The 13,011-nt window shown below is 50.0% G+C and carries 13 protein-coding genes; all 13 read left to right on the forward strand.

The window, feature by feature from the left end; genetic code table 11:
- The first annotated feature begins 794 nt into the window (after positions 1 to 794).
- Positions 795 to 1,403, forward strand: a complete 609-nt coding sequence (locus OZ410_RS13920; RefSeq protein ID WP_277708626.1) for a DUF4145 domain-containing protein — start codon at positions 795 to 797, stop codon at positions 1,401 to 1,403.
- Between the two features lie 168 nt (positions 1,404 to 1,571).
- The gene (locus OZ410_RS13925) at positions 1,572 to 3,089 is read left to right on the forward strand and encodes an SNIPE associated domain-containing protein (RefSeq protein WP_277708627.1); all 1,518 of its coding nucleotides are present in this window, start codon (positions 1,572 to 1,574) and stop codon (positions 3,087 to 3,089) included.
- A 224-nt stretch (positions 3,090 to 3,313) separates the two neighbouring features.
- Positions 3,314 to 4,015 (forward strand): tetratricopeptide repeat protein, encoded by a 702-nt coding sequence (locus tag OZ410_RS13930; protein ID WP_277708628.1) that lies wholly within the window; start codon positions 3,314 to 3,316, stop codon positions 4,013 to 4,015.
- Positions 4,016 to 4,228: 213 nt separating this feature from the next.
- The gene (locus OZ410_RS13935; protein WP_277708629.1) at positions 4,229 to 4,933 is read left to right on the forward strand and encodes a hypothetical protein; all 705 of its coding nucleotides are present in this window, start codon (positions 4,229 to 4,231) and stop codon (positions 4,931 to 4,933) included.
- A 159-nt stretch (positions 4,934 to 5,092) separates the two neighbouring features.
- Positions 5,093 to 5,569: a hypothetical protein gene (locus OZ410_RS13940; protein WP_277708630.1), complete on the forward strand. Its 477-nt coding sequence runs from the start codon at positions 5,093 to 5,095 to the stop codon at positions 5,567 to 5,569.
- 45 nt (positions 5,570 to 5,614) lie between these two features.
- On the forward strand, positions 5,615 to 6,757 hold the full coding sequence (locus tag OZ410_RS13945) for a ligand-binding sensor domain-containing protein (RefSeq protein ID WP_277708631.1): 1,143 nt from the start codon (positions 5,615 to 5,617) through the stop codon (positions 6,755 to 6,757).
- 80 nt (positions 6,758 to 6,837) lie between these two features.
- Positions 6,838 to 7,563 carry a formylglycine-generating enzyme family protein gene (locus tag OZ410_RS13950; protein ID WP_277708632.1) on the forward strand — a complete coding sequence of 242 codons (726 nt, stop codon included), beginning with the start codon at positions 6,838 to 6,840 and terminating at the stop codon, positions 7,561 to 7,563.
- 154 nt (positions 7,564 to 7,717) lie between these two features.
- Positions 7,718 to 8,221, forward strand: coding sequence for a hypothetical protein (locus OZ410_RS13955; RefSeq protein WP_277708633.1), 504 nt, complete (start codon positions 7,718 to 7,720; stop codon positions 8,219 to 8,221).
- Positions 8,222 to 8,231: 10 nt separating this feature from the next.
- Entirely contained in the window at positions 8,232 to 8,861 is a 630-nt protein-coding gene (locus OZ410_RS13960; RefSeq protein ID WP_277708634.1) for a DUF4386 domain-containing protein, read from the forward strand.
- A gap of 215 nt (positions 8,862 to 9,076) precedes the next feature.
- Positions 9,077 to 9,415 (forward strand): hypothetical protein, encoded by a 339-nt coding sequence (locus OZ410_RS13965; protein ID WP_277708635.1) that lies wholly within the window; start codon positions 9,077 to 9,079, stop codon positions 9,413 to 9,415.
- A gap of 174 nt (positions 9,416 to 9,589) precedes the next feature.
- Positions 9,590 to 10,858 (forward strand): DEAD/DEAH box helicase, encoded by a 1,269-nt coding sequence (locus tag OZ410_RS13970; RefSeq protein ID WP_277708636.1) that lies wholly within the window; start codon positions 9,590 to 9,592, stop codon positions 10,856 to 10,858.
- 216 nt (positions 10,859 to 11,074) lie between these two features.
- Complete coding sequence (locus tag OZ410_RS13975; protein WP_277708637.1) at positions 11,075 to 12,160, forward strand: 3-oxoacyl-ACP synthase III family protein; 1,086 nt, start codon at positions 11,075 to 11,077, stop codon at positions 12,158 to 12,160.
- Between the two features lie 125 nt (positions 12,161 to 12,285).
- On the forward strand, positions 12,286 to 13,011 hold the full coding sequence (locus OZ410_RS13980) for a VIT1/CCC1 transporter family protein (RefSeq protein ID WP_277708638.1): 726 nt from the start codon (positions 12,286 to 12,288) through the stop codon (positions 13,009 to 13,011).

Consider the following 13,011-nt stretch of genomic DNA (forward strand, 5'->3'; position numbering starts at 1 on the left):
CGGACCAGGGTCCGCCTCCCCAGGTTTGTTCATTTTCTTTGCTCGCCCAAAGAAAACGAACCAAAAGAAAAGGCGCCCTCGCTTAGGCGTTTTTGCAGTTTGCACTGCAAAACCAGGCATTGGAAGCTAAAGACGGTCCAAGGCTTCCCGCCTTCTTAACGCTTCCAATACCTTACGCTGAACCTCGGGGGGGGGCCGGCTGCGCCTGCATTTAGGTATCCGTGGTATTGTTATATGCTGTGGCCTGAAGTGAACTTTGCTCTGATTCAGGGTATCGAGAACGGTCGGTGGGGCTGTGCCCCGCCTCCCAAGTCTTGCCACTTTTGGCAGGCGCTCCAAAAGTGGCCAAAAGAGCTGGCGGCTGACTTTCTGTTTCTACAAATCTACGTCGGCCGCACGTCCTCAGCCACTTAAACTACGCAACCGCAGGTTGCTCCGAAGTGGCTTCCCCAGGGCCTTTGCCGGCCTCCTTGATTTCTGACGAAACGAGAAAGTAGGCCGGAAAAAATAGAAAATGAAACGCTAGGGTTTGCCAGCTGCGCGGGCATTAGAGAATGACATTCCCTGATTCTCAACACGTTTTGTTGAAAACCCCTAAAACTTCTATGGTTTTCCGTATTGGGGGTTAGGGGGATTGGTGGTAAATTGTAGGCTGTTCCCTCCGCTGCCCTTGTTTGATGGGCTATACCCACTTTTAGATAGATAGACCATTTTACCAAACTTATTGGGGATATAAACAAAGAAATAGAACATAATACCCGTTGTGTGCAAGCTGAAAAAAGAAAACCGATAAAATGAAATTAGAAAATTACTTATTACTTGATAGGTGTCCACATTGTAAAATCGATAGTCCTAGCCTGAGAGGAATAAACCAATTTACCTCAAGTGCATCAGATGGCTCTCGAGGGAGGATTTGGAAAACATATTTATGTGAAAGATGTGGTGGTGCTGTAAACGCATTTACGTGGTCACAAAACGGAGATGTGGCAAAGTGGTTTCCTGAAAGTTCAGTTACTGATGAATCAATACCAGACAAGGCTAAGGCGTTTTTGGACCAAGCTAAAAACAGTATTCATGCACCGTCAGGAGCGATAATGCTTTCTGCTAGCGCAGTTGATGCAATGTTAAAGGACAAGGGCTATAAAAAAGGGTCTTTGTACGCTAGAATAAATTCTGCAGTGGAAGACCATTTGATCACTGAAAATATGGCTACTTGGGCACATGAAGTAAGATTAGATGCAAATGATGAAAGACATGCTGACGATGATGCTGAATTACCGAATACTTCAGATGCTGAAAAAGCAGTGGACTTTGCTCTAGCACTTGCGGAATATCTTTTTGTATTTCCTTCTAAAGTTCAAAGAGGAATTAAAGATGCTACGGAATCCACAAGTGAAGAATAAAAGCCAGCACACAACAATGTATAACCGCAATTACGGCGGATTCGACTACGTCCAAATCCACTCGAAATTACTAACGTCAGTGCTAAACCGAAAATTAACGTATATAAACCCGTAACTGACGGTTATACGAGACCGTTGTAGCAAATACTGAAAAACCAAAACGAATAAATGGAATTAGGACTAATAATAACAACTGTAGTTTTAGGAATTGCATTAATCTTAACAATTTTAAACTGTCTTAAAACCAAGAAAAAATTCAAATCGGAATTAGAGCAAAAAACGAAAGAATCGGATAAACTTCATTCCGACTTAAACAGATATAACGGAATTGTATCAATAGAAAAGGAAATTGAAAACAAAAATTCTGAATTGGCTGAATTACAAAAAACTGCCAAATCCTTCAATGAAAGTATAAATGATTTACAGACATTAAATTCAGAACTCGATAAACTTAAAAACTTGAAAGAAATTGAGGAAAAGGAATTGAATGAAATTCAAAATAAAGCCTCAAATCTCAACGACAGATATACCAATGCTAAATCAATTTTCAAAGAATTAGAAAGAGACATAAAACTTTACAGAAACGACCTCGAATTTGTTGAACTTGGAATTTATGAACCAATATTTGATTACGAAACCTCTGAAAAGTACAAAGAACAACTAACAAATATTAGAACTAAACAAAAACAACTCATAAAAGGTGGAAACGCTTGTATCTGTAATACAAATTGGCACGTTGGGAATAGCAGAAAGCAAGGAGAAATAATGACAAGGCGTTATATTAATCTAACCTTGAGAGCATTTAACGGAGAGTGTGACACTCTAATTTCAAAAGTAAAATGGAACAATGTAAAACGTTTTGAAGAACGTATAACAAAAGCATTTAATGCAATTAATAAACTTGGCAAATCAAATGATGTTTATATAACAGATAAGTACTTGAAATTAAAACTTGACGAACTTCATTTAGCTTATGAACTCGAACATAAAAAACAACAAGAAAAAGAAGAACAGAGAGCTATAAGAGAAGAACAAAGAGAAGAAGAAATAGCACAAAGAGAATTTGAAAAAGCAAAAAAAGAAGCGGAATTAGAAGAAAAGAGATTCCAAAAAGCACTTGAAAGAGCACAAAAAGAGCTTGGGTTAGTAAGTGGCGAAGAACTTGAAAAATTGAATACTCAAATAGCTGAACTTCAAAAAAACCTTCAAGAAGCACACGAAGCAAAAGAAAGAGCAATTTCAAGAGCGCAAGAAACAAAATCGGGACACGTTTACATTATTTCAAATATTGGTTCTTTTGGCGAGAACATATACAAAATTGGAATGACAAGAAGACTTGAACCGATGGACAGAGTAAAGGAATTAGGAGATGCTTCCGTTCCTTTCAGGTTTGACTTACACGCTCTTATCTTCACCGAAAACGCACCTGAATTAGAAAATTTACTACAAAAAGAGTTTGACGATAGAAGAATAAATAAAGTAAACTATCGTAAAGAATATTTTAGAGTTACACTTGACGAAATAGAACAAGTTATCCAAGAAAAATATGATAAAGAAGTGGAATTTATTAAAGTTCCAGAAGCACAAGAATATAGAGAAACAAAATCAATAATTAAACAATTAGAGCAAGCTAAACAAGAACAAATTGAAAACGAAATTGAGAAATATCCAGACAGTTTGTTCTGAAAAAGTACTTGCTACAACAATGGCTATAAGTAATTGCTTGTTCTCGCCTACTTCTGAAAACCCTGGTGGATTTTCAGTTTGGTGCGTATTTGCAAAGTTAAGTGCTACCCCACGCAACTACTCGTAGCCGAGACCGTTGTACTACATTCTAAATGAGATCTAACATATTCATACTCTTTGCTCTTTTTATGGTAACGGTTTGCTCGGGGCAAACCAATGAGCTAATGAACCTATATCAAGAAGGTAACTCTCATTACCATGCAAAGGAATTTGAAAAGGCAATACCCTACTACACACGCTTTATTGAAGCGACAGATGAACCTGCTATAATGAAACAAGGTCTTATTAATCGCGGGCTCGCCTTTACGAGAATGAAAGTATATGACAAGGCGATTTCAGATTTCACCCATGCCATTCAGATAGACAGTACAGACATGGCATCTTTTGTCGATAGAGGCCTGGCGTTTTTTCAAGCTCAACGATTCGAGGAGGCAACTACCGATTTCCAATATGTTGTAGCTTCCAACAGCAATAGAAAAATGAGTGAGAATTCACTTTACTGGTTAGCCTTAATTAGCTATCAACAAGGAAATCCAGATTTATCCATTGCATATTGTAACCAATTTCTGGATTTAAATTCTTCTGATGTTGAGGTCCTCTTTCTTAGGGCCTTAGCTTATGGTTTGACAGGCAATCTAGAACAAGCAATTAAAGATTATACTTTAATATTAAAGAACTATCCAAATGCCTATCAGGCGTATGCCAACAGAGGAGTCGCCAAGATTAATCTATTAACGACCAGGGGTAATTTAAAACCCTCAAAAAAAGAAACAAAAAGCGCCTGCAAAGACTTGGCAAAAGCAAAAGAACTCGGAGATAACTCTGTGGAGGACATGCTTTACATCTATTGCGAAAATGGCAATTAGAATAATTGGGTAAAACGTAGTACAGCATCGGGTATCTCCCATGGCTGCACCTGCCCGACCCTAAAAATTTCTACATTGAAGTAAAATTAGTAGTCACCTGGAAACAACCTAACCCAGAGGGTTTTGCCGCGGGGCCGCTCATGGTAAAAACCTGTACAACGAAGATAACATGGAGGAACATCCGATTCTGATGTGTTCCCAATGACCCAACACATGAAGGCATTATTTCTGATTATCATTCTAACCTCTTTTCTGGCTTGTAATCCTAAAAAGGACAACGCGGTTTCCAAAATCAAAAACCCAAATCCCGAGAAAACCATTCAACAGCAATTAAGTGGAAAAGAGGTGGTGGAGGAATTGGAAAGATTGGGGTATTTCAATTTAACCAGCGAATCCGAGTTAGATACGGTAAAAGCTGATTTTGAAATAAAATATACCGACCAAAATTTCTTTCAGGGACCCATGCGGGGAGAAACCCTGAATTTTATGGATTATCGCTATTATTGGGTAGACTGTGAAGAACTTTTTGAAGTCGGCGGGCTAACCACATATTTAAAACAGGTTAAACCGACTTTTGAGAAACTCGGGCTGGAATTGGCCTGGGAAAATGAACAAAGCGAACAAGATGAAAGGAGCTGGAAACACACCATTGAACTAAATGGAAATGAATACGTAGCCTTTGACGGACCATTTTCAGATCTGGACTGGGGAGTGGCCTACGTGAATTTCATAGACATGTTGAATGCTGAATTAAGGCGCCAACATTCCAACGAACAATTCTATCCCATTGACTGCGGGAATGATGGCAGGTTTGTGCTCTTAACCCCAAATCAATATGACTTTATCATTCGGAATTATCCCATTGACCATGAGCATCCAACAACGATGAGCAGTTGGAGGAGTAGCAACAAGCTCTAAAAAAATTGGCCATTGCAATGCAAAGAATTCCTTTCTGATTTAAAATGTAACTGCTGGGTAGCCCCATTGGGATTAATAAGGAAAGGGCAAAAAAACTTCAAGGAGATATTATTTTCAACCATTCAAAAAGCAACATATAAACTTTATATTTCTAACCCTATGAAACCCACCCCCTCCAACCCCTTACTGTTTTTCGCCTTTCTCTTTTTCGCCCTCACCTTTACGAACACCACCCACGCCCAGGAACTTTCCTACTACCCGGGTATGCTCTCGGTATCTTACTACCAGGACCATGTGCGCATCACGCAAAAGGAGTTTAAAGGATTGTTGGCGCAGCACGAGGCATCGCTTAAAAACTGGAACACCGGCACGGGCTTTGAAGTAGCCGGGCTGCTGGCGGCCGGGGGCAGCGGGTTCCTGTTGGGTACCGGCCTGGCCAAAGACGATTTAGGCGAGGAGGCTACCGGGTTTTACGTGGGCGGGGCCGTGGCTTTTGTGGTGAGCGGCATTTTGGTGGAGATCGCCAAAAACAAAAAACGCAAGGCGGTGCTGGACTATAACGAACAACTGGAAACCCGAACCGCTTTTAAGCTGGAACCGTCCCGAAAGGGGGTAGGGGTGGCGTTGCGGTTTTAAATAGCGGGCGGGGCCCCATCCCCGCCCGAAGCTGAAAGTTCGGGTTTGCCCCTGCAACTCCCCACCACCTCCCCGGGAGTGTTTATCTTTTGGAGATGGCTTGGCATCATTAAATTAACGAGGATTGAAGTGTACATGAGGAGCGCAATAAGGGTTGTATTTCCGATGGTTATCCTGGGTGTTATTATGATGTCCTGCCGGCATTTTGAAAAGAATACCGCATCTGGATCAACCCAACCACACATTGAAAACGATTCCAGCTTTTGGCTAAAGGAAACGCGGGGTATCCGGGATATATTACAGGACCGCAAGGGAAACCTGTGGTTCTCCAGCCCGGATTATGTGGCCATGTTCGATGGCAAAACCCTGGTATACTTCACTGAAAAAGATGGGTTGGGAAGCCCTGGAAATCTCCATGAGGATGCCGATGGCAAAATTTGGGTTGAGAATGGAACTCAGGTATTCGTATATCATGGGCAGGGATTTTCAGAAATACGTCTGGACAGCATTGCAGGTCCTAATGGGCTTTGGATGCAACGGGGCCTAAGTCCCACAGACACGACTTATGCAGCGCCAGGCCTGTATGAGGTACGATCTGGAAATGCCGTTTTTCACCCCTACCCGGTTAAGGAGCATACGGATAACAAGTATTTATATTTCCCAAGTACAAAAGCAGCTATTGGAAAGGATAGCACTGTTTGGATGGGAACTATGGAGCGGGTGTTCGGTTTCAAAGATCAGTCCTTTGTTTCCATTGGCCGCAAAGAAATGGGGCGGCATGAAGACAAACGTCAAATGGGCATTCGGGGGATTTTTGTGGATAGTGAAGGGAAATTATGGATCGCCGATAATGGGGCTGGGGTCTTTGTGTATAATGGGAAAGAAACGCTGAACTTCACCCGGAAGCATAATCTGGATGAAGGAAGTAACGCCGGCAGTACTCTTCACCGGGCATTTTCCGTATCCGAAGATGCTGCGGGAACAATGTGGTTTGGTACGGTATATTCGGGTATATGGAGCTACCATCCCAAAACGGGAATATTTAAAAACTACACCGCGGATAACGGGGTTAAGAGCGATAATATCTGGACCATTTATAAAACAAGGGAAGGACAATTACTGTTTGCGGGTGAATCTCCCGGTGCAGTTTATATATGGAACGGGAATACCTTCATCAGGAAATTTTAAAACAGGCACATCCATGAAAGCCCTGATAATACGCCCTTAAGGACAGGCTGCCGGGGGCTAACCAATAACTTGTAAATCCGATGCATTTACGTTTCCTTTTACTCGTTTTGCTCACCCTGGGCTGTAAGGCCAAGGGTGAACCGGATGCCTTGACCGAACCCCTAACCGGCATGGAACTGGTACGCCTGCCCGCCGGGACTTTCCTGATGGGGGAGGAAGGGAAGCAGCATCGGGAAACCCTGGCAGAGCCCTTCTGGATGGGGCGCACCGAGGTTACCCAGGCGCAGTGGGAGGCGGTAATGGGCAAAGGGGAACCCCACCCGGAAAAGCCCTCGCCCTTTAGGGGGCAGCATCCGCAGTACCCGGTGGTGAGCATCTCCTATGTGGAGGTGCAGGATTTCCTGGCGCGGCTTAACCATGCCGGCGGGCCCTGGGTGTACCGTCTGCCTACCGAGGCCCAGTGGGAATACGCCTGCCGGGCGGGCACAACCACACCTTTTTATACGGGTGAAGTCCTGACGGCTGCCCAGGCCAACATTAATGCAGAGATCCCTTCGGAAACCGGCCCGCCCGGGAAGGCGGTGGGCCACCCCACCCCGGTGGGGAGTTATCCGCCCAACCCCTGGGGGCTGCAGGACATGCACGGCAATGCCTGGGAATGGGTGGCTGCCCCGGATGGCCCCTGGCTAAAAGGGGGCAGCTGGTACTACGGGGCGGGCAATGCGCGCTCCGGCCACAGGCGGGCCCACAGGGCAGATGCCTGGGGCTTTTCCATCGGGTTTCGGGTGGTGGCCCAAAGGCGGTAACGCCCTGTGGCCCTTTTCCGTCAAGATAAACCCTAAAAGTTCTATGGGATTCATATAGTCTGCATACGCCCCGATTGGCTACCTTGTTAACACGCATTCCCCCCTTTGCAGCGGGCCCAAACGCCCGGCTGCCCAAACCTTAATTTTTTTGTACATGGAAATAACCTGCCCGGCCTGTAAAAGTGCACAGCGGGAGCCTGTGGATTTTTGTACCCGTTGCCGTTACCCCTTCCTGGGGACGGACGCGGAGCGCGCGCGCCATATTGGCCGCATCATTGAACAGAAAGGCGTTTTGGTAGACGTGGCAGTAGCCCTGAAACGCAGCCGCTACATCCTCTTTGGCATTGCCGGGTTTACCGTGCTGGCCCTGGTCATTGGCCTGCTGGCCGGCACCGCAGACCTGCTGGGGGCGGGCATTACCCTGATGCTGGCCCTGGTGTTTTTTATCTGCGGCCTGTTTATGGAGCGCCAGCCTGTTTTATGCACCGCCATCCCCCTGATGTTTTACCTGGGGAATATGGGGGTGGCCTATATGACGGATCCGGCCCTGATCTTCAGGGGGATTGTCCTGAAGCTGGCCATCATAGGCATGCTGGGGTATGGCATTTACCTGGTGCTGAAAGCCCAGCAGGTACGCAACCGCCTGGGGGCGGATTAAATCAAATGGTATGACGCGCATCACCTATGCCCAAATAGCGGGCACCGCCTACCTGGGGATCTTCTTTGCCGCCATCTTCGCCAATTTTGTGGTGCTGGAGGCCATTAAGGCAGACCCCCTGGGCACGGTAGCCCAACATGGCACCCTGGTGCGCCTGGGCATTGCGGCCTTTTGGGGTACGGTGGTGCTGGACGTGGTGGTGGCCTGGGCCCTGTACCGCCTGTATGAAGACCAGCCGTTTTCCGGGCTGAGTACCCTATTCCGGGTGCTGCACGCCGCTTTGATGGCTGCTGCCCTCATCTTTTTGCAACAGGTGCTGCGGCCCGGGACGGTCTCGGAAATCCTTACCCAGGTAGACCGCTTTGAAGGGGTTTGGCTTATTGGGTTGTTTTTCTTTGGCATCCACCTGATCCTTTTGGCACGTATCCTGGGGAACCCGCGCTGGCTGGCCATGCTGCTTACCATAGCGGGGGTGATGTATATGGTAGATACCCTGGCCCATTCCCTGCTGGGCAATTACGAGGCCTATGCCGGGGTGCTGCTGGCCCTGGTGGCCCTGCCCAGCGTCCTGGGGGAAATGGGCTTTGCCGTCTGGCTGCTGATTCGCGGGGGGCGGGAAGGCGACGGGCTGGACGATTAACGCCGGCTGGGGCCCTTTGCCCCACCCCTGGGGTAAAGTTCGCCCACAGCTCTGAAACCCGGTTACAGGCCACAGGTCCAAACTTTTTTCAAAATTTTCCATCCGGGGCGTGACTTTTTCCCATTTTTCGGGTCTTATGATCAAAAACCGGTAATTTTTAACGGGGGAACCGATTGTAAAATCCCCTTTATTTGCCACCGGGAACACAGCAAGGGATGAAATTTAAATATGTATGGCTCCTGTGCCTGATGCTGGCCGGGACCGCTGCCTTCGGGCAGGAAACGCCGGCCGGGAAGCAGGCCGCCCAAACCGAAAAAGCCGAAGCTGCGGCCCAAAAAGCGGCCGAGGCAGCCCACCAAAAGGAACTGCGGGCCCGGGAAAAGGCCCGGCTGAAAGAACAGAAGCGCCGCCTGAAGCGGGAGAAGGCCGAATTGAAGGCCCAGCAAAAACGCTACAAGCAGGCGCGCAAAAGCTATAAATCGGAGCGCGAGGCCATTCGGGAGTCCCGAAAGGCCAAACCCGAAAAGGAGAAAAAAGACACAGATAGGGGTTGAATGCCATAGTATTATGGAGTGAAAGCGCGGGGGGCGGCCCCCGCGTTTTCTTTTGCCCAAAACCCAATTAATTCCCAAAAGCCGGAGGGGCTGCCCTTTTTATGCCTACCTTCGCACCTTCAAACTACACGGGTTCCGGCTTGGCTTCACTCACGGGACCTCTAATTTTATCCCATGACATTCGAACAACTGGAACTGATGGCGCCCATTCAGAAGGCGCTGCAACACGAAAATTACACCCACCCCACGCCCATACAGGCCAAGGCCATCCCGAAAGTGCTGGAAGGCCACGATTTGCTGGCCAGTGCCCAGACGGGTACGGGGAAAACGGCTGCCTTTGCGCTCCCCATTATCCAAAAGCTGGCGGGCGACCGCCCCATTAAAAAAGGCTTCCGCCCGGTGCGGGGCCTGATCCTGACCCCCACCCGCGAGCTGGCCCTGCAGATTAATGACAGCCTGAAGGCCTACGGCCGCTTCACCAACCTGCGCAGCGCGGTCATTTACGGAGGGGTAAAACAAAACCGGCAGGTAGATGCCCTCCGCCATGGCGTAGACATCCTGGTGGCCACCCCCGGGCGGCTGCTGGACCTGATGGGGCAGGGCCTGGTGCGCCTGGAGCGCATTGAATACTTTGTGCTGGACGAGGCAGACCGCATGCTGGACATGGGCTTTATCCACGACATCCGCAGGGTAATTGCCACCCTGCCCAAAGAGCGGCAATCCCTTTTCTTTTCGGCTACCCTGCCGGACAGCATTGTGGAACTCTCCCGCACCATCCTGACCCGCCCGGTTAAGGTGGCGGTAGACCCGGTTTCCTCTACGGCCGACACCATTCAGCAGTACGTATACCGCACCAACAAGGACAAGAAGAACGACCTGCTGCTGCACTTGCTGGAAGACCCGGACCTGGACCAGGTGCTGCTGTTTTCCCGCACCAAGCACGGGGCAGACCGCATTGCCCGCAAGCTCAACAAGCAGAAAATCCGCGCAGCGGCCATCCATGGAGACAAATCCCAGAACCAGCGGCAAAATGCCCTGCAGGAATTCAAGAACGGGAAGGTGCGTGTGCTGGTGGCCACGGACATCGCTTCCCGCGGCATCGACATTGACCAGCTGAAATACGTGGTGAACTTCGACATCCCCAACGAGGCCGAAACCTATGTGCACCGCATTGGCCGCTCCGGCCGGGCCGGGGAGGAGGGCGTTTCCATTTCCCTGTGCGAACCGGAGGAAAACGCCTATGTAAAGGATATTGAAAAGCTGATTTCCCGCAAAATCCAGGAGGTGCAGGACCACCCGTACCCCCAGACTGACCGGCCCATGAATGCGGCCGAACGCAAGGAATTTGAGAAGGAGAAGAACCGCCGCAAACAGGAGTTCTTTGCCCGTCGCAAACAACAGCGCCAGGGCGGAGGCCGCCCCGGGCAGCGCCGCGGGCGTTAGGCTTGCATTAAAACACAAAACCAGGCCGGGGCATTGCAGCTCCGGCTTTTTTTATGCTGCAGGGGCAATAAAAGGGGCCTGGGCAGGGCTTTGGAGCAGATTCTTGAAAATTGAATTGGCGAAGTCCTGCAAGTGGGGGTATATTTAAGGCTTTGAAACGGGCAAGGCCTTGGAGGTGAACCCCTCCGCCCGCCCACAGAACTGACCAACCCCCATATGAGTACCCAGAAGATTCACAGCGTCATTACCGGCACCGGTAAGTATATCCCCAAGCGGAAGATTACCAATGCGGATTTCCAGGACACGGAATTCTACACGGCCGATGCCCGCAAACTGGATAAACCCGGAGCCGAGATTACCCAAAAATTTGAAGAGATCACCACCATTGCGGAACGCCGCTATGTGGAAGACCAGTGGGTGACCTCGGACATTGCCACCTTTGCGGCCCGCGAGGCCCTGGAGGATGCCGGGGCAGACCCGGAAACCCTGGACTACATTATTGTGGCCCACAATTTCGGGGATGTGCAACCGGGCAGCACCCGCCTGGATATTGTACCCAGCCTGGCGGCCCGGGTAAAACACCAGCTGGGGATTGCAAACCCCGCCACGGTAGCCTACGACGTGATCTTTGGTTGCCCGGGCTGGCTGCAGGGCGTGATACAGGCCGACTACTATATCCGTTCCGGCGATGCGCAAAAGGTACTGGTGATCGGGGCGGAGACCCTCTCGCGCGTGTACGACCCCCACGACCGGGACGGCATGCTCTATGCAGACGGGGCCGGGGCAACCCTGCTGGAAGCCCGGGAAACGGAGGCCCCTGTGGGGATCCTGGCGCACCAGAGCCGTTCGGATACCCTGGTGCATTCCGGGATGCTCTTTATGGGCCACACCTTTAAGCCGGGGGAGGAGCACAAAGACGATCTCTACCTGAAAATGTACGGGCGCAAGCTCTACCAGTACGCCCTGGAAAACGTACCCCAGGCCATCAAGGCCTGCCTGGACAAAACGGGTATCCCGCTTTCGGACATCAAAAAGGTGCTGATCCACCAGGCCAACGGCAAGATGGACGAGGCCATCCTGGTGCGCCTGTACCAGCTCTATGGCATGGAACCGGATTCCGAGGAGGTCATGCCCATGACCATCACCTGGCTGGGGAATTCCTCCGTGGCTACCCTGCCCACCCTGTACGACATCCTGATGCGGGGCGAAATGGAGGGCCATAACCTGCAGGCTGGGGATACCATCATTTTTGCTTCCGTAGGCGCGGGCATGCACATCAATGCCGCCATTTACCGCCTGTAAGACGGGGAGGTTTGTCCCTTAGTTTTGGAGCGTGAAGCCCCCTGTCCATATGGGGTAAAACCCCTGTGGTACGCTGGGTAAAACCCTTGATTTTCCGTACCTTTAAGGGAATAAACCTCCTGGCCATGACCGCTTCAAACCCGGGCTCCGAACTTAACCTGGAAGCCTACCGCAAAAAACATTACATCCACCGCAGCAATTGGCTTCGCGCCGCCGTACTGGGCGCCAACGACGGCATCCTGTCTACCGCCTCCCTGGCCATTGGGGTGGCGGCCGCAAGCGATACCCGTACCCCGGTAATCCTGGCCACCCTGGCCGGGCTGGTAGCCGGGGCCCTCTCCATGGCTGCCGGGGAATATGTTTCGGTCAGTTCGCAGACGGACCTGGAAGAGGCGGACATTGAACGCGAAAAAGAAGAGCTGCGCACCATGCCGGAGATGGAGCTGGAATTCCTGGCGGAAATCTACCGCAAACGGGGCCTGAAACACGAAACCGCCGAGCTGGTGGCCCGGGAACTCACCGAGCACGATGCCCTGGGGGCCCACATCCGGGACGAACTCGGGATTACTGAACAAACCCAGGCCCGGCCCATACAGGCCGCCCTGGCTTCCGGCTCTGCCTTTTCCCTGGGCGGGCTGCTGCCGCTGCTGGTGGTGCTGCTGGCGCCCATCTCCTTTATGGAATACACCCTGTACGGCTTTGCTACAGGCTTTCTGATCCTGCTGGGTGCCCTTTCGGCCAGGGCAGGCGGGGCCCCGGTGGGTAAGGCCATCTGGCGCATCACCTTCTGGGGGACCATTGCCATGGGGCTTACCGCGGCGGTGGGGTACCTCTTTGGGGTGGCGGTTTAG

The sequence above is a fragment of the Robiginitalea aestuariiviva genome (assembly GCF_029537735.1).
Lineage (GTDB): Bacteria > Bacteroidota > Bacteroidia > Flavobacteriales > Flavobacteriaceae > Robiginitalea > Robiginitalea aestuariiviva.